Annotated in this window: 16 protein-coding genes; 13 read left to right on the forward strand and 3 right to left on the reverse strand. The window is 62.1% G+C overall.

All coding sequences use genetic code 11. The features are described from left to right. Positions 1–167 precede the first annotated feature (167 nt). Genes MX571_RS21105 through MX571_RS21115 form a run of 3 tightly spaced genes read left to right on the forward strand, consistent with a single transcriptional unit; the run spans position 168 to position 3,740 of the window. Positions 168–707, forward strand: a complete 540-nt coding sequence (locus MX571_RS21105) for a hypothetical protein (protein WP_247421320.1) — start codon at positions 168–170, stop codon at positions 705–707. Next, positions 691–3,240 (forward strand): hypothetical protein, encoded by a 2,550-nt coding sequence (locus MX571_RS21110; RefSeq protein WP_247421321.1) that lies wholly within the window; start codon positions 691–693, stop codon positions 3,238–3,240. Before MX571_RS21105 ends, MX571_RS21110 begins: the two co-directional genes overlap by 17 nt. Then, positions 3,237–3,740 carry a hypothetical protein gene (locus MX571_RS21115; RefSeq protein WP_247421323.1) on the forward strand — a complete coding sequence of 168 codons (504 nt, stop codon included), beginning with the start codon at positions 3,237–3,239 and terminating at the stop codon, positions 3,738–3,740. The genes MX571_RS21110 and MX571_RS21115 overlap by 4 nt, the downstream gene beginning before the upstream one ends. A 140-nt stretch (positions 3,741–3,880) precedes the next feature. On the opposite strand, the gene MX571_RS21120 is transcribed toward MX571_RS21115, so the two are convergent. Further along, complete coding sequence (locus MX571_RS21120; RefSeq protein ID WP_247421326.1) at positions 3,881–5,119, reverse strand: RNA-guided endonuclease InsQ/TnpB family protein; 1,239 nt, start codon at positions 5,117–5,119, stop codon at positions 3,881–3,883. 169 nt (positions 5,120–5,288) lie between these two features. On the opposite strand from MX571_RS21120, the gene MX571_RS21125 reads away from it, so the two are divergent. From MX571_RS21125 to MX571_RS21140, 4 genes are all read left to right on the forward strand, one after another. Next, positions 5,289–6,548 (forward strand): RNA-guided endonuclease InsQ/TnpB family protein, encoded by a 1,260-nt coding sequence (locus MX571_RS21125; protein ID WP_247421327.1) that lies wholly within the window; start codon positions 5,289–5,291, stop codon positions 6,546–6,548. A gap of 27 nt (positions 6,549–6,575) precedes the next feature. Continuing rightward, positions 6,576–7,097, forward strand: a complete 522-nt coding sequence (locus tag MX571_RS21130) for a DUF192 domain-containing protein (protein WP_247421329.1) — start codon at positions 6,576–6,578, stop codon at positions 7,095–7,097. Positions 7,098–7,548: 451 nt separating this feature from the next. Continuing rightward, complete coding sequence (locus MX571_RS21135; protein WP_247421331.1) at positions 7,549–8,121, forward strand: MFS transporter; 573 nt, start codon at positions 7,549–7,551, stop codon at positions 8,119–8,121. Positions 8,122–8,220: 99 nt separating this feature from the next. Then, positions 8,221–8,781: a hypothetical protein gene (locus MX571_RS21140; protein WP_247421333.1), complete on the forward strand. Its 561-nt coding sequence runs from the start codon at positions 8,221–8,223 to the stop codon at positions 8,779–8,781. A 185-nt stretch (positions 8,782–8,966) separates the two neighbouring features. Here the strand turns inward: MX571_RS21140 and MX571_RS21145 are convergent, their stop codons facing one another. Then, positions 8,967–9,137 carry a hypothetical protein gene (locus MX571_RS21145; protein WP_157837765.1) on the reverse strand — a complete coding sequence of 57 codons (171 nt, stop codon included), beginning with the start codon at positions 9,135–9,137 and terminating at the stop codon, positions 8,967–8,969. A gap of 392 nt (positions 9,138–9,529) precedes the next feature. Here MX571_RS21145 and MX571_RS21150 point away from each other — a divergent pair, with 392 nt between their 5' ends. The 6 genes from MX571_RS21150 to MX571_RS21175 all read left to right on the forward strand — a co-directional run bounded on the left by MX571_RS21150 (position 9,530) and on the right by MX571_RS21175 (position 20,371). Further along, positions 9,530–9,871 (forward strand): TrbC/VirB2 family protein, encoded by a 342-nt coding sequence (locus MX571_RS21150; RefSeq protein ID WP_128081500.1) that lies wholly within the window; start codon positions 9,530–9,532, stop codon positions 9,869–9,871. A gap of 280 nt (positions 9,872–10,151) precedes the next feature. Continuing rightward, on the forward strand, positions 10,152–14,513 hold the full coding sequence (locus tag MX571_RS21155; RefSeq protein WP_247421334.1) for an ATP-binding protein: 4,362 nt from the start codon (positions 10,152–10,154) through the stop codon (positions 14,511–14,513). Positions 14,514–15,035: 522 nt separating this feature from the next. After that, positions 15,036–17,243: a phage NrS-1 polymerase family protein gene (locus MX571_RS21160; RefSeq protein ID WP_247421337.1), complete on the forward strand. Its 2,208-nt coding sequence runs from the start codon at positions 15,036–15,038 to the stop codon at positions 17,241–17,243. A gap of 166 nt (positions 17,244–17,409) precedes the next feature. Next, positions 17,410–17,715, forward strand: coding sequence for a hypothetical protein (locus tag MX571_RS21165; protein ID WP_247421340.1), 306 nt, complete (start codon positions 17,410–17,412; stop codon positions 17,713–17,715). A gap of 428 nt (positions 17,716–18,143) precedes the next feature. Beyond that, the gene (locus MX571_RS21170; protein ID WP_247421343.1) at positions 18,144–19,739 is read left to right on the forward strand and encodes a hypothetical protein; all 1,596 of its coding nucleotides are present in this window, start codon (positions 18,144–18,146) and stop codon (positions 19,737–19,739) included. A gap of 404 nt (positions 19,740–20,143) precedes the next feature. Further along, positions 20,144–20,371 (forward strand): hypothetical protein, encoded by a 228-nt coding sequence (locus MX571_RS21175; RefSeq protein WP_247421345.1) that lies wholly within the window; start codon positions 20,144–20,146, stop codon positions 20,369–20,371. A gap of 727 nt (positions 20,372–21,098) precedes the next feature. Here the strand turns inward: MX571_RS21175 and MX571_RS21180 are convergent. Further along, positions 21,099–22,337 (reverse strand): MFS transporter, encoded by a 1,239-nt coding sequence (locus MX571_RS21180; protein WP_247421346.1) that lies wholly within the window; start codon positions 22,335–22,337, stop codon positions 21,099–21,101. Between the last annotated feature and the right edge of the window lie 84 nt (positions 22,338–22,421).

Raw genomic sequence — 22,421 nt, forward strand, 5'->3', positions numbered from 1 at the left:
AGCCGACCTTAAGATGTTATCACGCCCACATTTCTACATTCAATGTGGTCCCTGTAGCACCACATCCGATGTGACCGAGGAGGGTATTTACCCGCAGACGGCCTCCCGTGCTGTACCAAACACCACCGTCGCTACACCAGACGGTGCGTGGAGAGAACACCCTCCCCATGATAGAACTACAACCAGAGGCCATCGAGGTCGCCAGCCGGTGGCTCATCCTCGCCGGGCCTCCCTCACTACCCAGTACAGCCATCGACGCGGCCTCCTCGGTCGCCCCGTCGCTTCGAGCAGCTGGCGGCCCGCTCCAACCTCTCGGATTCGGCTTTGGATCTGGCGGTTTTCGACTCGGTAATAACCTCAACCTCATACAGACGCTCACGCGTGCACAAGTACTCTACCCGGACGCACTCCTTTCGACCCCGGATTCACAGCGAGCTTCGGTCCTTCCCTTACAATCCGGCACGGACCTCAGCACGCTCGTTGCCGATTTGAAAGATGCAATCAGGGTCCCCGGCTGGGTCGGAACCCTCCTCAAGTGGAGTGGCCTCATCACGATGATTGTCGGCATCATTGCGTACTTCATCAGCCCCTCTCTGAACAACCGACGGCGCGGATTCATGATGGCGACCACAGGCATCGTCATCTCGATTATCGGCTTCGCCTTCCCCGTCTTCATCAGCCTGCTTGACCATGTCCTCTCAGGCTGACTCCCCCCAGAAGGGGGCCGGTACTGACAGTCAACGGGCCGACCCCGAGACCGAGGACGAGTCAAAGACCGAGACCGGGACTGGGACCGGAGTGCACCAGGACGACACCACGCTGGGAGGGCGTGTCACGTCGGCTGGTCGCGCATTCCGAACCGGACTCTCCGAGCGACGTCTCAGTCTCTCCCGGCTCAAGCGCACCGACGGGCGGTACGGACAGCACATCCACGCGTGCATTACGATGGCGCTCGTGGGATCGCTCCTGCTCGCGTCCGTCAGCGTCGCCGCCGCTGGCCTGGGGGCTATCACCGCAATCCCGTCCCCCGACCCCGGTGTCGAGAAGTTCTACGACGATACCTACCGTATCCTCGCGAACAACGACGACGACGTTGACCCGAGTGACATCTCCTACGACGGCTACTTCGAGAACGACTATCCATATGGGCCGGTCGAGCTCCAAGCCAAATCGCAATCTCCCTCTCAGACGCTTCGATACGTCGCGACGCAAGACCTCTACATCAGAGACCTCAGCGATTTCCAAGCCGTCCCGTATCGAGATCGGTGGACGCACTATGCCGATATCACCTCCTACCAGGAGACGCAGTTCCTCCTCGTCCACGGCAACAACACCTATGACGGCCCGACGAGCACCGACGGAAAGTGGTTCGTCCGCGTCACCAGCCAATACGGTGAATGGCAACCCGTCTATAATGCCGAGGTCAGGTGGGACCGTAATGCGGAGGAACTCTACGTGGCAAACCCAGAGGAAGCGCTCATCCACACCGCGTACTACTCGAACACGATAGACCGAAACCTCCACGCCGCCGGCCAGTACTCGCGGTACGCCCAAGACTCCGACCGCGTCGCCATCCCGACGGTGAATGGCCGAGAACTCTATCCGACCAGCGATGGCGCGAGTATGTCCCGACAGTGGGGGCAGTCGAACTTCGACACCGTCCGCGATGCGTGGGTTGGCATCAACCACGTCTTCGGTGGCGTCTGGTATCGCGATAGTTACGTCGTGGGCGGAACCCCCATGCGGGGAGCCTACGTTCCGTTCGACCACCGAGCCATCACACCGCCGGACTACAGCTACGACGACCAGTGTAAGATAAAGCACATCCACCGCCGAACGCACACCCACGATAACTCTACGCACACGCACAAGAGTACCCACTGGCACTACTACGACCGGACGAAGTGGGCCGAGTACGAACTCATCAACTCTAGTGCGGAAGTCACCTCTGTCCAGCTTGACCGCCCCGGATTCAGCGGTGAATCCGACTGGGCGAAATTCGGTGACACAACCTGGATTGCTATCGAAGACCCGTCGAGTATGTCCCTCGAATACCCCCGAGGGGAATACACCCTCACCGCCACGCTCCGGGTGACCAGCGAGGTCGAAAGTCGCTGGGGCATCACGAGTTCGCGGTGCAACGAATGGTCGAAATCCAGTACGAGCACGTACACTCACACGACGCAATACAGCGTCCCCGTGACGATCACCGACTTCGATTCGCCCAATCTCAACATCAGCGTCGTTCACATCGACGGAGAAGGCGACGACCGACTGCTCATCACGTGGATGGGCGACCAGGATCTTCCACACGATCCGTGGAGACAGATTCAGGTCGACGTCAACGGGAAAGTCGTCAATATCGACTCACCGTGGCGCTTCTACGGTGTCTCGCGGAACGACGCGGTCGAAGTCCGGACGGCAAGCGGGTCGAACACACACGACGTAACCCACACGCAAGGCGACCGCTGGCCAGCCATCTACCACTATCAAACGAGCGTCGCCAACGTCACGATGGAGTTCCCACGTCAACAGGACTCCGTCGAAACCCAACGCTGGGGCTACCTCCGAACGGTCGATACGCAAGTCGCAGCCCGACCCGGTGGAGCACCGCTCCCTGCCGGCGTCAGCGACACGGACAACGACGCACCAACCGAACTCTACACGCAGTACGTCGTGACCCTCAACTCCAACGACCTCGAAACTGGCGAGACGGCCACGGCGACTGCCGACAACCCCTTCGGAGGCAGTCTCGACGACCAACTCAACGTCTCTACTAAACCCTACTCTCCAACCGTTCTTCGGCTGATGGAGATAGATCGCTCACCCACCGGCGAAGGGCACGAGGGCACACTCATCTTGACCGATACGAACAGCAACTTCCTCGACAACAAGACCATCACCGTCACCCAAGCAGACGGGACGAACTGGACCGTCACCACCGACTCTGAGGGGCGTGCCTCAGTTACGTGGGACGGGATGACCCTCCGAGCCAGGTACGACGGCGATGTATGGGACACCGGCCCGGACAACCCATACTACAAGGGTGACAGCATCCTCTATCTCCTACCACCGGGAGACGTTGCCTTCGTAGCCGCCGGCACCGTCGGCGAGTACATCTCCGGGGCAATCAATAACACCCTCATCTTCGTCGAGTGGCTCGCCCTCGGTATCTTCGCGTTCTGGTACGTGCGGATGCGCCGCCGCACGACCAAACGCGGCGGAGGGAAGAAAGCATGAGTAGCGTCGGCGGCTTCGTCGAGCCCTTCCTCCGTATCTACCAGCTCGCAGAGGTACTCGGGCGCTACGGGATGCTCACCGCACTCGTGGTCGGCGTGACCGGATGGTTCTACGCCTCAAAGGACGCCCGCTCGATGGACCGCTACCGAGGGATGGCTGTCGGCGGCGCAAGTGGGTTCGTCGCCATCACTGGCCTCGACGTCCTCTACGACGTCCTCGTGTTCATCTTGGGGTCTCGATTCCTCCCCACCGGCTGGCCATACGGCGCGGTCACGGGTCCACAGGCAAGCTCGATCTCACAACTCGCAACTGCCCTCAGTCTCGCACTTGAAGCGCTTGGCCTCGCCGTCTTCATCATCGGGGTGACCTGGTGGGCATTCGGCAGCCGCGACTCGCTCGCCGACGCCCGAGGGCGACGAGGCATCGTCATCGGCCTCACGCTCGTCGGGGCGAGTATCGGCGGCAACGTGTTCAGCACGCTCGCCTGGATTCTCCTCTGACCGTCTCACCTCCATGACCACAGACTCAAATTCAAACACTCCAGACCGCACAGACACCGACATTGACCTCCTCCCGCGCCTGAAGACGCGGGAATCCCGCCACGGAATTCCAGGCCGAGCGTTCGCCCGACCCTACGGTTTCAAGACGCATACGTTCCAAGCGTCTCTTGCTGGACTTCAGCATCGGCTTGGCTGTCTTGTGGCGCGGTCAAACGCGCCCCATCCTCAGCCGAGTCATCGTCGTTCGGGTGTTCTCTGGAACGACTCTCTCCGCTGAGGTAGCGGTCTGCGATGTTCACCGCTCCGTTCACGTCCGCTTGGTATTCGCCCATCCAGCAAGCGTCGTTCGTACACTTGAATGTCGCCTGCCGCGGACGATACCTTACCTCACCGCAAGCGTGGCACTCCTTCGAGGTGTTGCGCGGGTTCACCGTCTCGACGGGGATACCCATCTCAACGGCCTTGTAGCGTATCTGCGCGTGGAGTTTGGCGAACCCCCATCCGTGGAGACGGCGGTTCATGTACTCGCCGTAGTCCATCGACTCCCGTATGTACGTCAGGTCTTCGAGAACGAGTACAGGGTTTTCGACGGACTCGGCGTACTCCACGACTTCGCGGGTGACGCGGTGGAATACGTCGTCTATCTGGTCCCACAGGTCGTCACCGAACGACTCTGCGATACACTCGCTACCGCGCGTCTGAAGCCGCCTCGTGGCGGTGAAGTAGGTCTTACGGAGCCGACGAACGGTCTTCCCCTCGTCGGCCCACAGTTCGGGAGCGGTCGGAGAACCGTGGTCGTCGCGGTGACACACCGTGACGAGTGACGCTTCCCCAATATCGACACCGATGGGCGTCCGTTCTTCGGCGGACGCCTCGGAACCAACCCCTACGTCTCGGGTGGCAGTAACGTGGAGGAACCACGTCCCATCCCGCTCGAACAGCCGACTCTCACCCATCTCCGCGTCGCCAGCGTTCAACGCTTCGAGCCAGTCCTGTTGTTCGGGGTTCGGCTGGGCTGGCATCCAGAGGTGGTAGTCCTCGTGGTGCGGAATTTTGACGTACCACTCGATTGCGTTCTCGGGCTTGTGGTCGAGACGTAGCCCCTCGTTCGTGAAGCGGACAGGGTGGTCGTCGTGAAGTTCGCCCGCGTTGTAGGTCGTCGTGAGTTGCGGGACGTACTTCTTGAGAGCGTTCTTCGCGTACCCGCTCAGGTCGTAGTTGACCACCACGTCGTTCGCTTCGGTCTGCGTGGTACATCGGGCGTTGAAGGCGTCGTGAAGTGCCTGCTGGTACGCCTCGCGCGTCTTACAGAGTTTCCTCCGCTTGTGTGCGTTCGGCTGAACCAGTTTCAGTTCCAGCGTCTTCGTGAGTTCAGTCACCTAAAGCGGTCAAGGCGGATGCCCCTTCCTCAACGAGCGCCGGGGTTCCGGCGTCCGCGCCGGAAGCACAAGCGAGTAGGGAGGGGAGGAGCCGACAACTGCCACGGAACCGCGCGACGCTGGCAGGCCGACTCCCAAGCGTATATAAGACGCCCGCCCATATGTGAGTATGCAGATGGAGGTCAAGCGCACCGTCCCCGTCAAACTCGACGTGCCCGACGAGCGGCGCGACGACCTCCATACCACCATCGACCAGTTCAACGACGCCGCCAACTACACGGTCGAGAACGGACGCAACGACGACGGCTACCTCATCCTCAACAAGTCCAACATCCACGACGAGGTGTACTACGACCTTCGGGACCGGACGGGCCTGCCGTCGAACCTCTGCATCCGCGCCTACTCGAAGGCGGTCGAAGCGATGAAGTCCACCGTCGAGGACTGGAAGAAGGGCAACAGCCGCCCCCTTCCGCGCTTCAACGAACCGTCCGCCGTGTACGACAAACGGACGTTGACCATCCGCGACCGAAGTGCAACACTCTCGACGGTCAACGGACGGGTCGAAGCCGAGTACGTTCTTGGCGACTACCAGCGGTCGTACTTGGACGACGACGAGTACGAGCGCCGGATGGGGACGTTGCACTACCGCGACGACGAAGATGCGTTCTACCTCCACATCGTCATCCAAAAAGAGATAGACGAACGCGACGGCAACCGCGTTCTCGGCGTCGATTTGAACTTGAAGAACGTCGCCGTGACAAGCACGGGACAGTTCTTCGATGGTGGCGAACTGTTGTGGGGCCAGAACCATTACTTCCGAGTCCGCCGGAGCCTCCAAGACAAAGGCACTCGTTCCGCCAAGCAGACACTCAGGCAAGTGTCGGGGCGAGAAACCCGCTTCGTCTTGGACCGTCTGCACACCATTTCTCGGCGACTCGTCGAAGAAGCCGTCTCCCACGACTGTTCGTATATCGCCGTCGAACGACTGACGCACATCCGCGACCGGATGGAAAACCGGAACGACCGCATCAAGCGCCAGATGCACAACTGGGCATTCCGCGAGTTGCAAGAGATGGTCGCGTACAAGGCCGCTGAGTACGGCATCCGCGTCGAAGACGTGAACCCCGCGTTCTCGTCGCAGACCTGCTCGAAGTGCGGCCACCAGTCGAGTACGAACCGCGATTCGGACGGCTGGTTCGCCTGCAACGAGTGCAGATACGAACTCGACGGCGACTACAACGCGGCGAAGAACATCGGCAAGCGACTGATAACTGTACCCGAGGGCAAACGTCCCTCGGGGTTGGGCGACGGTCAACTCGCCCTCAAGTCCGGGACGCTGAACGGGACTGGGGACTACACCCCCGACGACCCCTCCGGGTCGGCAGACCGGGAGTCCACGGACAAGCCCCGCCCTCAGACGCGAGCGTAAGCGAGCGTCAGGGCGGGGTAGTTGACGATGTACTCTGATCTGACTTCGCCGAACTACGCGACAGCGACCATCTACGACGAAAACGGTGGCTATCTCGAATCCGTCGAGGGCCCCGTCGCCGCGACGTGGCGCGAACTGGCCATCGGGCTCTCAGAAATCGAGTCGCTCGACCCCGACCGCGGGATGTTCTTCCGCCACAAACAGGAGAAAGAGCGTGCCTACGTCATGCGGGATATGGCCTTCCCCATCGACATCATCTTCATCGACGCCGACGGGACCATCACGACCATCCACCACGTCGAACCCGAAACCGACGGCGAACCCTATACGGAATATCGGGGGCGAGCGAAGTACGTCCTCGAAGTACCATACCAGTGGACGATTGAGAACGACATCGCCGTCGGCGACACAGTACAATTCGAGTGGGGGCCACCGCGAGTTCGCAGCGGCGGTTCGACTGTCGTCGCTATCATCGAGGACGAACACGGACCCGATGTGGTCGTCCCCGAGCCGCACCGCTCCCCGAGTTTTCCCCGATCGAGCGCTTGAGTCTAGTCACGGGAGCTGTTGTTCCTACGCAACACAGTGTATCAATTTGGAGGTCAATTGTTGCGTAGGATTCTCGGAGGCGATGTCTCACGGAAACCGGTCGAATCGCGCCAGCGAACACGCACAGTGCGTCAGGCTCTGTTGAAATCCTCAGAAATTGACAGAGAGTGCGTGCAAGATACAGTGCGCATATCGGTCACCCGCCGGTCGTGGTCTATGGGGAGATGGGAGCGCTAACGCGGTGTCGTTACACTCGCGCGGCTCGCTGCGTTCCTCAGGCCTTCGGCCCTGCAGTACTTACTTCGCCGTGCTTCGCGTAACGGTCGGCCCGTTTCAGTCCCCCCATTTGTTGATTCGGTCAGCACGTCTTGGAACATAGCCAAAATAGCAACCCAACTACAAGAATCTGGTTCAGGAAACCCTCATTCACGCCGGGGCGAAACTACAGTCGATGCGTACCCCCGGTGTCGTCACACGGTACTACCTGTACGAGGCCACCGACACCTCGGGGTTCGTCTGGCCGGTGTTCACGCTGTTCCTGCTCTCGCGGGGGCTCTCCTTCACCGAGATAGCCACACTGAGCGCCGCGATGGCCGTCCTCGTCGTCGTGGGGGAAGTGCCCACGGGCTACGTCGGCGACCGCATCGGCCGGCGAAACAGCCTCGTCGTCGGTCGGGTTGCGGCCGTCGCCTCGCTGCTCGGGTTCCTCGTCGTCACGACGTTCCCCGGCTTCCTCGCGCTCTACGCGCTCTGGGCGCTGACGTTCACGTTCGCCTCCGGCACCGAGGAAGCGTGGCTGTACGAGACGCTCGACGACCGTCTCGACGCCGACGAGTTCACCCGCGTCCGGGGTCGCGGCCGGGCCATCGGGTCGTGGGCGATGGCCGCCACGATGGTCGCCTCGGGCTTTCTCTACGTCGGTAACGTGGAGTGGCCGTTTCTCGCGGCGGCGGCCGTCGGTGTGCTGAGCGTGGGCGTCCTGCTGACGATGCCCGAGCCCGGCGGCGACGGCGAGCGGGACTAACCGCTCTCGGTCACCGAGGCGATTCCGGTCGTTCGTGACGCGCTCTCGCGTCCCGGTGTCAGGTCGCTCGTCCTCTACGTCGGCCTGTTCTACGGCGTCGTGAGCGCGGCTGACGACCTCATCCAGCCCATCGCCGTCGATGCGTTCGACGGCTATCTCGCCGTGCTCCCGGCGGCCGCTTCGGGGCTCCCCGAGGAGGCGCTCCTCGGATTTTTGTACGCCGGATTCACCGCTGTCGCGGGGGTCGCCAGCGACAACGCCGGTCGCGTCGAATCCGCGCTCGGGACGACGGGTGCGGTCGTCATCCTCCCCGCCGTCGTCGCGGTCTGCTATCTGTTCCCGCTGGCGGCGACGGCCACCGCGGTTCCGGTGTTCTTCGTTCTGAAGGCGGGGCGAGCGGCCGTGGCACCCGTCGCCGGGCAGTTCCTGAACGACCGGGTCGAGAGCGTGGGCCGCGCGACGACGCTCTCGGCTGCCGCGATGGTGTTCGCCCTGATTCGGGTGCCGCTGAAGCTGCTGGCCGGGGGCGTGGCCGACCTCGCCGGACCGGTAGCCGGTGTGGGCGCGCTCGGCGTGGTGTTCCTCCTCGCTGGTGGGACGCTGGTGGCCGTCGAACGCCCCGGCGTGACGGGTAGCGGTGAGCCTGAGCCCGGCGACTGACCCCAACACGGTCTCTATTACTTAGTTCGCTCGCTCAGGAGCGAAACGAAGGGTGGAAGACTGCTGGATACACGCTCTATATTCAGCACGGCTGCTGAGAACTATCAGCGACTAAGGATTTCAACAGAGCCAGCTATTTGATTGTGGAGAGCGACCGGCGGGAAAGACCGCGTGGGTGGCTCTGCTCAGTCGTCACCAGGCATCGAGAATGGCTGGTCACCCGTGTATGAGAGAACTGGGAACGCCGGGTTCTCAAAGACATCGGCCTCGGGGAATCCGACCGAGTCCAGAATCTCGTTGACCGCCTCGTCGAACGTCTTGTTCGCGAGCGGATTGTAATTCTTGTAGGCCGTCAAACGCGTGTGCGTATTCCGGTGCAGACAAACGTTGATCGTCGTCCGGGGTTCGTCACAGTCGGTAGCAGTACCCGTGGTTGGTGTGGTGTTTTTGGCTGACACTTCAATCACTCGATGGACTGGGTCTACGAGGAGGGTGTTCCCTTATCCGGAGACGCTTACGTATGGCATGAAAATAAACTGAGCGGTCACCCCCACAATCCCGCCCCTCTGCGAATCCCCCGCAAATCCGAGTCTATTTTCGAAACGGCGAAATCAGCCGCATAGACTGTTCACGAAGCGGTCCTCGACTACTGCTCTGACCACATCACTACATCCGCTACATTACCACATCCAATGTGGGCTGCGCTTCTTTATTCTCGTTCTCGCCGTATTCGTGTTCGAGGAATCACATGAACACCCTCCCTGTAACGAAACACCTGAAGAAGCACCGAATGACCGTCCTCATGGGCCTCATCGCACTGACCCTCTTCGTGCAGCCTGTCGCGGCACAGACCGGCACGAGTGGTCTGGAAGGCATCATGACCAACCTGTACGACACCGTCCTGCTCGTCCTCAAGTACGCAGGTCTCGTCGGCCTCGCGCTAGGCGCAATCGTCTGGTTCACCGCCCGCAAGAACTCCGACCGTGCAGAAAACGGGATGTGGCTCATGATCGGCGGAGCCAGCATGACGATCTTCTACTTCGGGGTCACCGTCTTCGTGGCGCTTCTCGAGTGGATCGCCACCCCCTGACCCGGCAGGGACGGATAGGAAACACACCTCAATCATCGTCCCACTCGTGCCCGAACAACCAACCGGGCCCTTTCCGAGTGGCTCGTTTCACAGCTCGGGAGCGACAGCTTCCGAGGCACTACCCGTGGAACACCGGCGTCCCCGGACGAGACGCTCACCCGCCAATCACGATAATGACCGAGCACACCAACAGCAATCGAATCGTCCCGTCCACCGGGACTCTCGCGACCATCGCACGCCCCACCGGGCGACCTCTCCCCGGCCGCGTAGAGGTGATGCGATGACTGCAACGCCCTCAGACCGCAAATCACTCGACCAGGACCCCGACGTCGACACGGACGCCGACGCTCCAGAGAGCTCACAGCCCCCCAAGAGCGTATTTGAGCGGAAAGGCCTCGACCTCTCGCATCTCCGGGCCGACGCTCCGAACTCCACGACGGACGCGAGCGAGCAACAGAACGACCGTACAGAGGAGGAACTCCCCGCGGAGACTGGCACAGAGCCATCCGACCTTGACCGCGTCAAGACGCCAGCAACCGCAGGCGACCAGGATGCGTCACGTGAGGACCGTCTCGCCGCCTACGAGGACGTCGAAGTCGGGTCCGGCCCCGGAAAGAAACTCGGCGACCCTATCGAAGCCCGCCCGTACATCCATATCTCCCCCGCTCGCGAGCAGGTCACGCCCGGCAACATCATCGCCGGACTCTTCGGCCTCTATCGAGCCGGCGTCACCGACACTGGGCGGTTCAACCTCGCGGGCCGCCTCGGACTCAAAGACACGAAGAAATCTTTCGAGTTCGTCATTCACAAGCCGCGAGACACCAAACGCTTCGACTTCTACGTCTCGGTAACGCCCTACGACGCAACCGCGTTCAAGACACTCGCTGCCAACATCGCCGCGATGTATCCCGAGTCTTTTGAGTTCGAGATCGTCCCGTTCAACCCCGTGGCCGCGTTCGCCAGCGACAACGGCAACGCACAGGTGGGCGGTCGACGGATTGCGACCCTCGAAGATATTGGCGACCTCGAGCGCCTCAGCGGGTTCGAGGACCCCGCCGTGTTCGAGGACCATGATATCGGCCGTGGCGACGGGCCCTCACCAGAGGAAGCCGAGCAGCAACTCATCAAGAAAGGCGTCCCCCTCCGTCCCGAGGAAGTCCCCGAGGAGAAACGTCCCTCGCTGGTTCGCTGGAAAGGCATCTCGTCGAAAAAGAACGACTGGATGACGCTCCTACGGCCGTTCAGCGACATCGCGACGGACAACGACGACCAGTATCGGTCGCCCCTGAGCGTCCTCCTCGAGCAGGCTGTGCACGCCGACGACCCGTTCATGTTCCAGACCGTGTTCAAACCACGACCCGACTGGACGAGTGAAGCCGAAGTTCACAAGCGCAACCTCAAGATGGGCAACCACGGGACGTTCAGCGCGTTCAAAAACGAGTTCGCCCGCCAGATGTTCGGCACCTCGGAACAGGAACGCCGCAACATCCACCGAGGCGATATCTCAGAACAGGTCGGGGGGACCGTCACCGCCGGTGACAGCAACAAAATCACCGGCTCGCGGATGGCCCAGATCGACCACAAACAGCCCACGACGACGTTCGACCTCACGCTCCGGGCCGCCTGTAACGAACAGACCATCCAGAGCATCTCGAACGCCTTCACCTCGCTGTCAGGCCCCTACTACGGCATCGAAGGCGACCTCCTCGGCATCAGCGACAAAGAGTTCGCCGCGCTCTGTCACGCCCGGCTTGCGACCTCGAGCGGGCTCTCCGGGCGCTTCAGCAAAGGCGACCCTATCCTGTGTGCCTCGCCTGACGAACTCGCGAACTTCGTCGTCGTCCCCCACACGGACGCACTCCCCCGCGCGAGTCGCGGATCCTCCGGCGGCTCACCCGACGCTCGCTCGCCACTCACTGCGACTGACGAGGACCTCCTCTCGCAGTATAACCACGGGATGTGTATCGGGTACGCCGAGACTGCCGTCGACAACCGGCCGGACATCCCGATCCGCCTGAGCGCCGAACAACTCACCCACCACGTGATGCGCGCAGCCACGACGGGTGGCGGGAAGACCACCGCGATGATTAACGACACCCTCAGCGCCTACGAGTCGTTCGACGGCCCAATCTTCGTCTTCGACAAGAAGGGCGGGTCGATGGCCGACCAGTACAAGCGCGCCCACTTCAAGAAGTTCGGGAACCTCGACGACGTCGTCCATATCACCGTCCCGGGGCCGAACGACGAGGTCCTCGCGTTCCCCTACTTCGATATTCGCCCGCAACTCGCCGCCGGCGTCAGTCGAACCGTCGCTGTCCAAGAGAAAATCGACCGCTACAACGAACTGCTCGTGTACGTCCTCGGTCGAGAAATGGCTGACCAGGCGTTCGTCGCTCAGGAAATTCTCAACAGCCTCATCAAGGCGATGTTCGACCCCGTTCACGGCCAGGATGCATGGCCCATCAGCGACCTCCTGACTGCGGCGATGGACATGCAGAAACTTGGGAGCATGAACGAGGAAACGAAGGCCCAGGGGAAGCTCCCACTCGTGAGCGATGCCACGCTCCACCGGACCCTTCAGCGCCACGTCGATGCTGACCGCCAGCGGTTCATGACCTCCATCGACGCGGTGATGAATCGGATAACGAAACTCGCAGAGCGGTCGTTCATCTGGCGGATTCTCAACTTCGTCCCAGAATGGGACGAGGAGAACGGGCACTACGCCCACCAATCGCCGATGTTCGACATCCAGGACATCCTCGCCAGCAAGCGCGTCGTTCTCATCGACACCGGCGACCTCCGGCCCGCCTCGAGCAACCTCTTCACGTTCATGTTGCTCGATTACATCTGGTCCGGCGCTCGCCTCCGCCATCGCCTCGGCAAGACACCGCCTGTCAGCGATGGCTATGTGATCAACCTGATCATCGACGAGGCCGCGCCGCTCCTCCAGTCCGAACTCGTCCGCGACGACATGATACCAGATGGCCGGGAGTTCGGCCTCGCCCTCGAGGTCATCGTTCACTTCGCCGAGCAGGTAAAATCCGACGCCCTCGACGTCTCCTCCTACAAGGAGATTCTACGGAACATCAACACCAAACTCATCGGCAAACTCGCCGTCGACGACGAGCTGGTGATGACACTCTTCCACGAGGGCATCGAAGACGAGGAACTCGTCGACCGGATTACGTCACTCCCGCGTGGAGAATGGGTCGCCCAACTCCCCGACACGGGCTTCATGACCGACGTTCCCGAACTTGTCACGCTCCTGCCGGTCGGCATCCCCGCCGGCCACCGGGACTCGGACGACCCCGTGAACGAGGATTCAGTCTCGCCCTACGGTGACTCCTTCGGGGGGATCGACGCGAAGAAGACACGCCAAACGCGGGACGACTACTGTCTCATCCCCGGAAGCAACACGGACCCCTCCGCCGAGCAACTCTCGGCATCCCACACCGGCTCTGGGGTCGATACCACCGATCCGAACGCACACCACAACGATGTGCCCGGCTCCGGCTCCGACTCCGACTCGGAGCCCGAAGAAGACGTCTGGGAGAGTCGGCGGAACGTAGCAACTCAGGTCGGGACGCAACCCGCAAATGGTGGCGCTCAGAATGGCCCGTCGAGGCCTGTCACCCGGCCCGCCGACGACCTCACGGACGACTTTGGTTCGCGCCGAGCAGCCAGCGAAGGAAACGGTGGTGCTCAGGCCGAATCCCCCGCTGAACGTGGCGGTGAAGATTCGGTAAGCAATCTGGAAGATCGTATCAACGACTTCCTCTACAACGGGACCGACCCAACCACCACGGACGAGACTGTTACCGCCGTTGCACACGGTGGCGTGGAGGGAGATACGACCCGCGCCGATGGAGCGGGGGCGGCCACGGAGAATCCTTCGGACGCTGACCACGCCGACCGGCACGATACCTGGGTCGGTGGCGTTGGCTCAGGCATAGACGAGAATCTGACAGTTCAGGAACGCCAATTTCTCGCAGCCGTCGTGACGACTGTGAACGGTCGGCATCCCAAGTTCGATATGCTCGAAACGATGAAGCCGATAAATAGTCACTTCTCTGAGGTAGACCCCGACCGGCTCATCGACCTCGGCTACCTCGAGAAGGTGACCGAGAATCTCCGCGTCTACTACACCGTCACCGAGGACGGTCAGCGTGCGTGTGGCGCTCGCGTCGCCTTCGGTGAAGACCAGGGTGACGTCAACGAGAAGACCTATCACAAGGTGATGGTCGAGGCACTCGCTCGCACACTCGCGGCCGACAAAACCTATCACTATTTCGTCAAGCGGTACACCCCAATCTTCGGGACCGACGTGAATCCAGATGTCGTCGCGTACAAAGACGATAAGCCAGCTGTGATCGGAGAGGCAATCTGGAACGTCCCCCACGAGCACATCGTCAAACACTATGAGGACTTCAACCGCTTCGACGTAGAGAAGAAAATCTGGGTCGTCCCGAATCTCTCAGAAGCAAAGAATATCCTACGTGCCCTCTACAACGCAGGGCTGATTGACGAAATGCCCGCCGAACGAAACAGTCGCTCCTACGACGACATAACTCGGGCTACCTGGGGCGACGACAGCGAGTGGCAGTTCGTTGGCGCCTCAAATCTCCTCGATGAACTCCAGTAGCCATTTCCAGGGGTACGCGCAAAGTCCGCGCACGGTGCGTACAGCAGGTACGAGCCTGCTACCCCCAGAATCAGGGTCTGAGCCGACCTCCCTACCGTTACAACTTAGCGCACACGCGCAAAACTGCCTAGAAAGTCTAAAAAGCGCGCTCGTGGCTCTGCTCTCCCCCGGCCAAATTGAGGGCGATTCGAGTGCGCGCAAATCTGCGCAAAATCCGCGCACGGCGCGCACAGTGGGTACGAGCCTTGAAAACCCAGAATCTGGGTCTGAGACAACCCCCCTACCGTTACAACTTAGCGCACACGCGCAAAACTGCCTAGAGACTCTATCGAGCAATTTGGTGTCCCCATTCGGAACCTTCGATGCTATATACCATAGTATTGGATTAGAGGGGGTCTCCAGTTCTGCGCGAATCGCGCGCAGGGTGTCGATTTTCCCTCAAATCGGGTCGAGATCGACAATCCGGGTTTGTTTCGCCCGCCGCCGAGTGGCGACGACCCTTCCAAACATCACGATGAATCTATGACGAATATAGACGTAACAAACGACGCAATCCCGGCCAATATCCGCTCTATCGAGAACTGGATTCTCTGGCGTGAGGGAGAGCGCAACGGGAAAGCTACCAAAATCCCGACTAAACCGTATCGCACCAGCGGTGATATCAACTGCGACGTCACCAACCCCAAACAGCGCCGCGACTTCGACACTGCGTGGGAGGCACTCAACGACTCCCGCGTGCCCGGCGATGGCCTTGGCTTCGTCTTCACCGACAACGTCTCCATCACCGGCGTCGACCTCGATAAGTGTCGTGACCCTGATACAGGCGAGCTCGAAGACTGGGCCGAAGATATCATCGACCGACTCGACTCATACACCGAAGTGTCTCCCTCCGGCACGGGTGTGCATATCCTCGTCGGGGGCGAACTGACCGCCACCGGGAATCGCCGGGGTCGCGTCGAGATGTACGACTCCGATCGCTACTTCACCGTGACCGGGGCGCACCTCGAGGACACGCCCACGGAGATTCGGAAATGTCAGGACGAGTTAGACGCCGTTCACGGTGAGTACATTCGTGGTGAGTCCAGCTCGGATAGGCAGTTGAGTCTCGCCGATACCGCCGTGAGCGATACCTCAGAAAGTGGAGGTAATCGTGGCGGTCGGCGTTCCACCGAAGTCCCTGGTCGGCAGAGTGAAAGCGCCCTCGTCGAGCGCTACGGTGACACCTTCAGAAACATCCGTGACCCGGCCATCCGAGAAGCCCTCGAGCGGGTCCAGACGAAGTACCTTCCCCCGGTGTGCCCCAGTACGTTTGCCGACCTCGCAGGGCCCGGTATCGAGCTATCAGATAGCGAGATTCTGAAGCGGATGTACGACTCGCAAGGTGGCGACCGGAAACGCCGCCTCTACGAAGGCGACTCTTCGATGTGGGGGTCTCACGATGCCGATTATCCGAGTCAGTCTGAAGCGGATATGGCGTTCGCTCATACGCTTGCGTTCTGGACGGGGAAAGACCCCGATCGGATGGACGCGCTCTTTCGTACCTCCGGGTTGATGCGACCCAAGTGGGACGGCCAACACTACTCGAGCGGTGCGACCTATGGCGCCGTCACTCTCGCCCGCGCGCTCCTCCGAGTGGATGACCACTACGAACTCCCGAGTGACGATGGGGTGAAGTTCTCGAAGGCCGACGGGCCAACGGCATCGTCCTCTCCCTCGACCTCGGCCTCGGATATCCCCGCGAATGACGTGGCATCATCAGCATCCGCTCAGAAGCCACAGGACTCCGCTGGTGCGGCCGGGGGTTCTTTCGTGAGTGATGGCACGTCTGCATCGGCCGAGGCCGCTCCGAGCGCCCCAGGTCCGCTGCACACGGATGACGCCGTGACTGCCGCCGAGAGTTCCCCCGACGTACTCCTCGACCTCGACGGCGACAACGACAGCGACAGTGGGGCCGACGACGGAGATGTGGGTGTGGATATGGGTGTGGACCCGGCCGCTGCTGCGGACGCGGCTGCGAACGCCCCCACTGGACAGTCAGCGTCGACGGCCATGCGCGACGCTTCCCCCGCCTCGAACGACCGGGGCGAGTCGACCCCTGGTGGGAGCGTCACTCCCCAGGGCGTCTCGCCCGCTGCTCCCGACGGGACGGACATCGACTCCGACCTCGATGAGAGTACGCAACGGATGATGACCGAGTCCGTCATGAGAGCCGGTGGTAAATGGTCGCGGACGAATCCGCATCTCGACGATTCCGAGAAGCATCCTACGGATTGGACCGTTGGTCCTATCGAGGGTCGGACGCCGACGGCGCAGGCGATGAAGGTCGCTCGCGAGGACAACCGCGTGCTTGCGAGGTATCAGACCCGCCTCGAAGAGCGGCTCCGCGATCTCGCGGATGTTGAGGAGGAACGCGACCGCTACAAGTTCACCGCCGAGACCTACCTGAAGGCGATGGACGAGCTGATGGGTGAACGCGAACGCTACCGCAGCCAGCTCACGCGGGCCGGCTTGTTGTCGCCGGCCGACGCCGACCTTCCGGATGACTCCGTCAAGCGGCTCAAGCAGATTCTCCGCCCGATGGTTCGTAGCGAAGACGTTGCGACGGCCAAGGAGACGCTCTCAGGCCTCGATGCCGTCCTTCGCGAGTACGAGGAGGCCAACGAGCGGATCCAGGCCGACGAACGCGAACGCCGGAAACAGCGGGGAATGTTCTCCCGCTTCTTCGGCTAATCCAGCCGCCTCGCACTCCTCCGTCCTCCTCTGTCCTCTTCCGCCTCCGCTCTGCTGGTGGGGTGGTCGCCGCGCGTCTCGGCAGTGTCTCTCCTACCCGCCAGCGGTGTGCCCCTCCTCGTCGCTTGGCGAGTATTGGCCCCCAAATGGGGGTGAGGGATTTGAGATGACTACCATCCAGTCCGACGAGCGGCGCACCGACACCTACCACACGGCCGAGCGCGAGCCGGTCAGCGTGGTGTTCAAGACAGGCGAGGAACCCGAGTTCCGCAAGCCCGACCACGACCCGCACGGCGAGACCTTCGCCGCAGTCAGCCACTCGTTCACCTCCTGTGACGGTGGCTGTGGGACAAGCGGCTTGGTCCCGACCGCGCTCCTCGAGGACGCCGATGGCCTCACCGGGTGGCCCCCGTTCGATGTCCTCTGTGAAGCCTGTGCGGACGCAGTCGTTCGCGACGACTACTCGTTCTAACGGTCGACCCGAGAACGAGCACCACCGAACCGACACGACAGAACAGACCCGTTCGATGTTCGCGGTCCCTCTTTCTTCCTTCCACCGTGGGTATTGGCCCCCGAAGGGGGGTGAGGGACGTGTGAGAGGGCGATGAAGACATCAGTCTTGTTCGTCGTCTCGACATCGAACTCACGAGCGACAGGGACGATCCCCGTCGGTCGGCACGAGCGTGCGAGCTGTCCCGATTCACGGACACAGACGGAGACTCCCCTCGGGGATTTCCCGACACTCGGGGCGGTGCGATCGTTACGCGCTGCCGCCGGCGGTTGTCCTGCCTGCGACTCCCGAAAGTATTGGCCCCCAAAGGGGGGTGAGGGAGAGCGGGTGGGGCGAGGAGCGTCCTCGTTCTGTCCTGCCTCGTGAACATCCCCCTCAGAGATACAACAATGAGTGCAAACTCCAACCTCAGCGTGGAGCAGCGTGCGGCAGACATCAGCGGCAAGTTCGACGAAGTGGGCGTAGACGTGCCCGCCTCGACCGTCCAGGAGCGAATCGCGGCGATGCAGGAGTTCAGCGTCCCGCTCGAGGAGGCGACCACGACGACTGTTCGCAACCTCGCAGCGGAGTACGACCTCGATGACGGCGACCTGTCCGAGGACATCTCGGCGCTGGCGGGCTTCGGTGGCGACGCGAGCGGCTCGCACGCCTTCGAGCGCGTCATGCTCGGCGACATCGCAGACGTCGGCCCGGAGGAATGGGTGGACGTCCGAGCGCAGGTCGTCAACCTCTGGGAGCCCAAGCACGACTCCATGCGGCAGGTCGGCCTCATCGGTGATGAGAGCGCCCAGATGAAGTTCGTCGTCTGGCAGAAGAACACCGAGAGCCTGCCTGCCCTCGAGGAGGGCGTCACCTACGACATCGCCTCGGCCATCACCAACGAGTACGAAGGCAAGTACTCCATCTCGCTTAACAAGGCCAGCGAGGTCACCGAGGCCGCCGCCGAGGACGCCGTCGAACCCACCGATGGCAAAGTGCGCGCAACGGGCACGCTCGTCGCCCTCGAAGACGGGAGTGGCCTCATCAAGCGCTGTCCCCACGAGGACTGCACCCGCGTCGTCCAGAACGGCCGCTGCTCCGAGCATGGCGAAGTTGATGGTGTGTTCGACCTTCGGCTGAAAGCCATCCTCGACGACGGTGAGCGCGCTGTCCGAGCGCTGTTCAACGCCGAGATGACCACCGCTGTCAGTGGCATCACGCTTGAGCGAGCGAAGGAAATGGCCGCTGATGCCCTCGACGCCAGCGTCGTCGGCGCAGAACTCCGCGCCTCGCTCATCGGGAAGACCTTCGACGTGCGTGGCCCGGTCGTCGGCGAGTACTTCCTCGTGGACGAAGCGGTCGAGACGGGCTACTCCGCTGACAACCCCGGCCTCAACGACGCGAGCATCGCCCCGGCCGTCACTCAGCGCCAGCCGGCCAAGCGCCTGTTTGCCGAAGAACTCAACCAGGCGACCCACTCGTTCACCCGCCCCGAAGACGAGGGCGATGACCGAGCGCCGAAGTTCACGCTCCTGCCGAGTGGCGAGGCGGCCAACCGCGTGTTCGTCGTCGGGACGCTCATCGAGACGGCTGATGTCGGCAGTGACTCCGAGTTCTGGAAGGGGCGCGTGATGGCCGCTCGTGAGGCCGCCAACCTCTACGCCGGGCAGTACCAGGCAGAGGCAATGGACGTGCTCCGGTCGGCCGAGACGCCCTCGTACGTGGCCGTGGTCGGCAAACTCCACCACTACGAGACGGACTACGGCGTGAAGGTGTCCATCCAACCTGAGTCCATCACGGTCGTCGACCGCGAGGCCCGTGACTCGTGGGTGGCCGAGACCATCGACGCGACCCAGCAGCGCCTCGGCGCGCTCGCCAGTCGCGACTCCGACGCCACCGACGCCGTCCAGTCGGTGTACCAGTCGGATGTCTCCGACATCGAAGCGGCAGTCGAGGCGGCCATCAAGGACATCGCGCCGGAAGCGAGTCTCGCTCAAGCCCAGTAAGGGGCGAGCCGTCCCCACCTCTCCGAGGCGTTTTTTGACGCTCGAAGCCCCTGATCCGGTTCGGCTAGCGCTCCCACGGTTGTGAGAGGCCTGTCGCTTCCGCCCCGCCCCGTTCCGCCGCCCCGCTCCCGGCCTCGCTTCGCTCGGCCGGTTACCGGCGCGGGTCGACTCACCCCGGATGGACGGTCACGCTCGGGCCAAGTATTGGTCCCCTAAGGGGGTGAGGAAGTCGAGCAGCGCGGCGTGTCGCCGCGACGTCGACGACACTCGCGTCGTTCCGATTCCGATTCCGATTCCGAGCCAGAGCTCTAGCTCGATCTCGATGTTGTCCGCGGCGCGACCGTGCGCCGCCGACCGGACCGAGCCGATCAGTCTCGACTCACCTTCGACTCCGACCACGAATCATGTCCATCCGATATGCAACCCCAGTCAATGTACCGCTCCTGACCACCGCCGTCTTTTCGATGTTTATCACCGCCTACGTCGGGATGATGTTCCTCGCCGTTGATCCACAGTTCGCTACCACCGGCCTCTGGACCGTCTGTGTCGGTGGCTTCGCAGTCTCGACCGCATACATCGTCATCTCGACGAGCCGCCGCATCCTCCACGCGTTCACCCGATCGTCCTGGTAACCGGCGGTCGCTGTGCATCGAAACCCCGCCGAGCGCCCCTGGCGCGACGGCGGTTCACCCGGTCTCAGGCGGTGCGGCTGCATCGCTCCGGTCCCCGACTCCACACTCTACGACGAGATTTTTCGCCCCCCCCGAAAGGGGATGAGGGTGCGACTCGACTGTCCAGTACTCACCTCGTCGACGCCGGCGACTTGTCATCGACCTCGTCGACGATCCCGAGTCTCGCGCCGCCTCGCTTCGCTAGCCCTCGCAACCAACCGACGTCCCGATACTGCACGTGAGCACTCCCGGTGTATCCACTCATCCCGAGCGAACGCGCCGTCGCAATGCCGGGCGCACCACCATCGAGCCACAGCCGCCTTGAGCGACACGCTCCGTCGCCCCACGGACGGCGGCCAGCATCGCACTCCCACGCCGCCCCACCCTGGCTCGCGCGATGTCACAGCATCTAACATCCCGTGTTGTTCATGTCCTTGAGGGCGTGCTGAGGTCCACGGATTTCGGTACCTCGACAGCTGTGACCCCCCACTCGAAACCTCCTTTGCGAATTTGAATTGGCTGAATGCACTCCCTGACCAGACACTAGGCCATTGACCTCGCGCACTGTTTGTTCTGGTAGGCTCTGTTGAAATCCTCGGTCGCTGATGGGTTGTTTGGGCCGTGCTGAATATAGAGGGTGTGTGCAGCACACCTGTGCTATCCGGGGTCGCACATCTTGGGTTCGCAGTTACGAGTAGGCCGGCTCTGGTGCTCGCCATGCGACCGCGATTCCGCAGATCGCGAGGCATCCAGCCAATAGAAATGCCGTATCGAACCCTGCAAGATCGATGACGACACCTCCTGCAATCGGTGCGAGAAACGCTCCCGCTAGCCCAACACTCGTCTGGAACGCGACGGCTGTCGCAGCGACCCGGGAATCGACGATTTCTCGGACGTATGTGAAAGACAGCCCCAGCGTGAGCTGAACCGCAAACCCGGTGAGAAGGAGGAGCCCAACGAGCAGTGGAAGCGATCGAAACCGAGTGAAGACGAGTACGAGTGGCGCAGCAACCACGAAGGAACCGAAGACGATGGGTTGGCGGCGACCACCGAAAACTCGGTCAGACAGGAGTCCACTACTGATTCTGGAGACGACGCCAATTGCGGGGAACACAGCCACCAACAGCCCACTCACTGCGAGTGACAGGCCTAGTTCGGTCGTGAGATACGACGCACCCCAGCTATTCACGAACAGGTATAACGAATAGCCCAGAAAGCCGAGCAACCCAACTGACCACACCTTCCGGTTTCGAAGAACCGCGCCGAACTCCTGAATCGAGGGCGCGTCTCCACTGCTCGCCCCGAGGCCTCGACTGGCCGGCCAGAACAGGACGAACCCGACTAGCGTGAGGCCCGTGAACGCGACAAAGATCGCGGGCCACCCGAATCGATGCGCAATCAGTGGTCCAGTCCCCTGCCCGAGCGCAAATCCGATCGGGCCACTAGCGGTGAAGATGCCGACAGCAGTTGCCCGGTTTTCGCTGGTCGCTGCCCGACTCACGATATCGATGCCGGCGTTCCAGACGACGACGTAGGCGACCCCACCGAGGGCTCGTGATGCAATCACTGACCGGTAGTCCCCTCGCTGGCCAGCGATCCATCCCCACGTCCCTGCAACAACGAGGGTGAGAACTGCAAGGGCCATCGCAGTTCTGGAATCCGTCCGGTCGAGCACCGCTCCAGTTGGGAGGCTTGCGATTACTGCGGTGCCGAACATGATGCCGACGAGGAAGCCCGCGATCGTCGAGCCGATACCCAGCGAGTCACGAATGAGTGGGGTGACACTCGCAGGGACGATCTCGTAGGCAGCCAACCCTGTCGAGATGAGACTGGCTCCAGCTACGACCAGCCATATCGACTGATAGTTCTGTTGCGGTTCGTTACTGGCTGTTGTTTCGGAATCGGTGGTGGTAGGTCGGGGAGACATTACTCGGAAGTGTGGTCGGACAGTGAGGTGCGGAAATCGGGAACCGACAGGAAACCGTGACGAGTCCCGAACATCGTGTGTCCA

This window comes from Halomarina salina, from assembly GCF_023074835.1.
Classification (GTDB): domain Archaea; phylum Halobacteriota; class Halobacteria; order Halobacteriales; family Haloarculaceae; genus Halomarina; species Halomarina salina.

Bases quoted from the DNA above. Each gene is read 5' to 3' on its own strand.
- MX571_RS21105 (WP_247421320.1), top strand. From the start codon at position 168: ATGATAGAACTACAACCAGAGGCCATCGAGGTCGCCAGCCGGTGGCTC.
- MX571_RS21110 (WP_247421321.1), top strand. From the start codon at position 691: ATGTCCTCTCAGGCTGACTCCCCCCAGAAGGGGGCCGGTACTGACAGT.
- MX571_RS21115 (WP_247421323.1), top strand. From the start codon at position 3,237: ATGAGTAGCGTCGGCGGCTTCGTCGAGCCCTTCCTCCGTATCTACCAG.
- MX571_RS21125 (WP_247421327.1), top strand. From the start codon at position 5,289: ATGCAGATGGAGGTCAAGCGCACCGTCCCCGTCAAACTCGACGTGCCC.
- MX571_RS21130 (WP_247421329.1), top strand. From the start codon at position 6,576: ATGTACTCTGATCTGACTTCGCCGAACTACGCGACAGCGACCATCTAC.
- MX571_RS21135 (WP_247421331.1), top strand. From the start codon at position 7,549: ATGCGTACCCCCGGTGTCGTCACACGGTACTACCTGTACGAGGCCACC.
- MX571_RS21150 (WP_128081500.1), top strand. From the start codon at position 9,530: ATGAACACCCTCCCTGTAACGAAACACCTGAAGAAGCACCGAATGACC.
- MX571_RS21155 (WP_247421334.1), top strand. From the start codon at position 10,152: ATGACTGCAACGCCCTCAGACCGCAAATCACTCGACCAGGACCCCGAC.
- MX571_RS21160 (WP_247421337.1), top strand. From the start codon at position 15,036: ATGACGAATATAGACGTAACAAACGACGCAATCCCGGCCAATATCCGC.
- MX571_RS21165 (WP_247421340.1), top strand. From the start codon at position 17,410: ATGACTACCATCCAGTCCGACGAGCGGCGCACCGACACCTACCACACG.
- MX571_RS21170 (WP_247421343.1), top strand. From the start codon at position 18,144: ATGAGTGCAAACTCCAACCTCAGCGTGGAGCAGCGTGCGGCAGACATC.
- MX571_RS21175 (WP_247421345.1), top strand. From the start codon at position 20,144: ATGTCCATCCGATATGCAACCCCAGTCAATGTACCGCTCCTGACCACC.
- MX571_RS21180 (WP_247421346.1), bottom strand. From the start codon at position 22,337: ATGTCTCCCCGACCTACCACCACCGATTCCGAAACAACAGCCAGTAAC.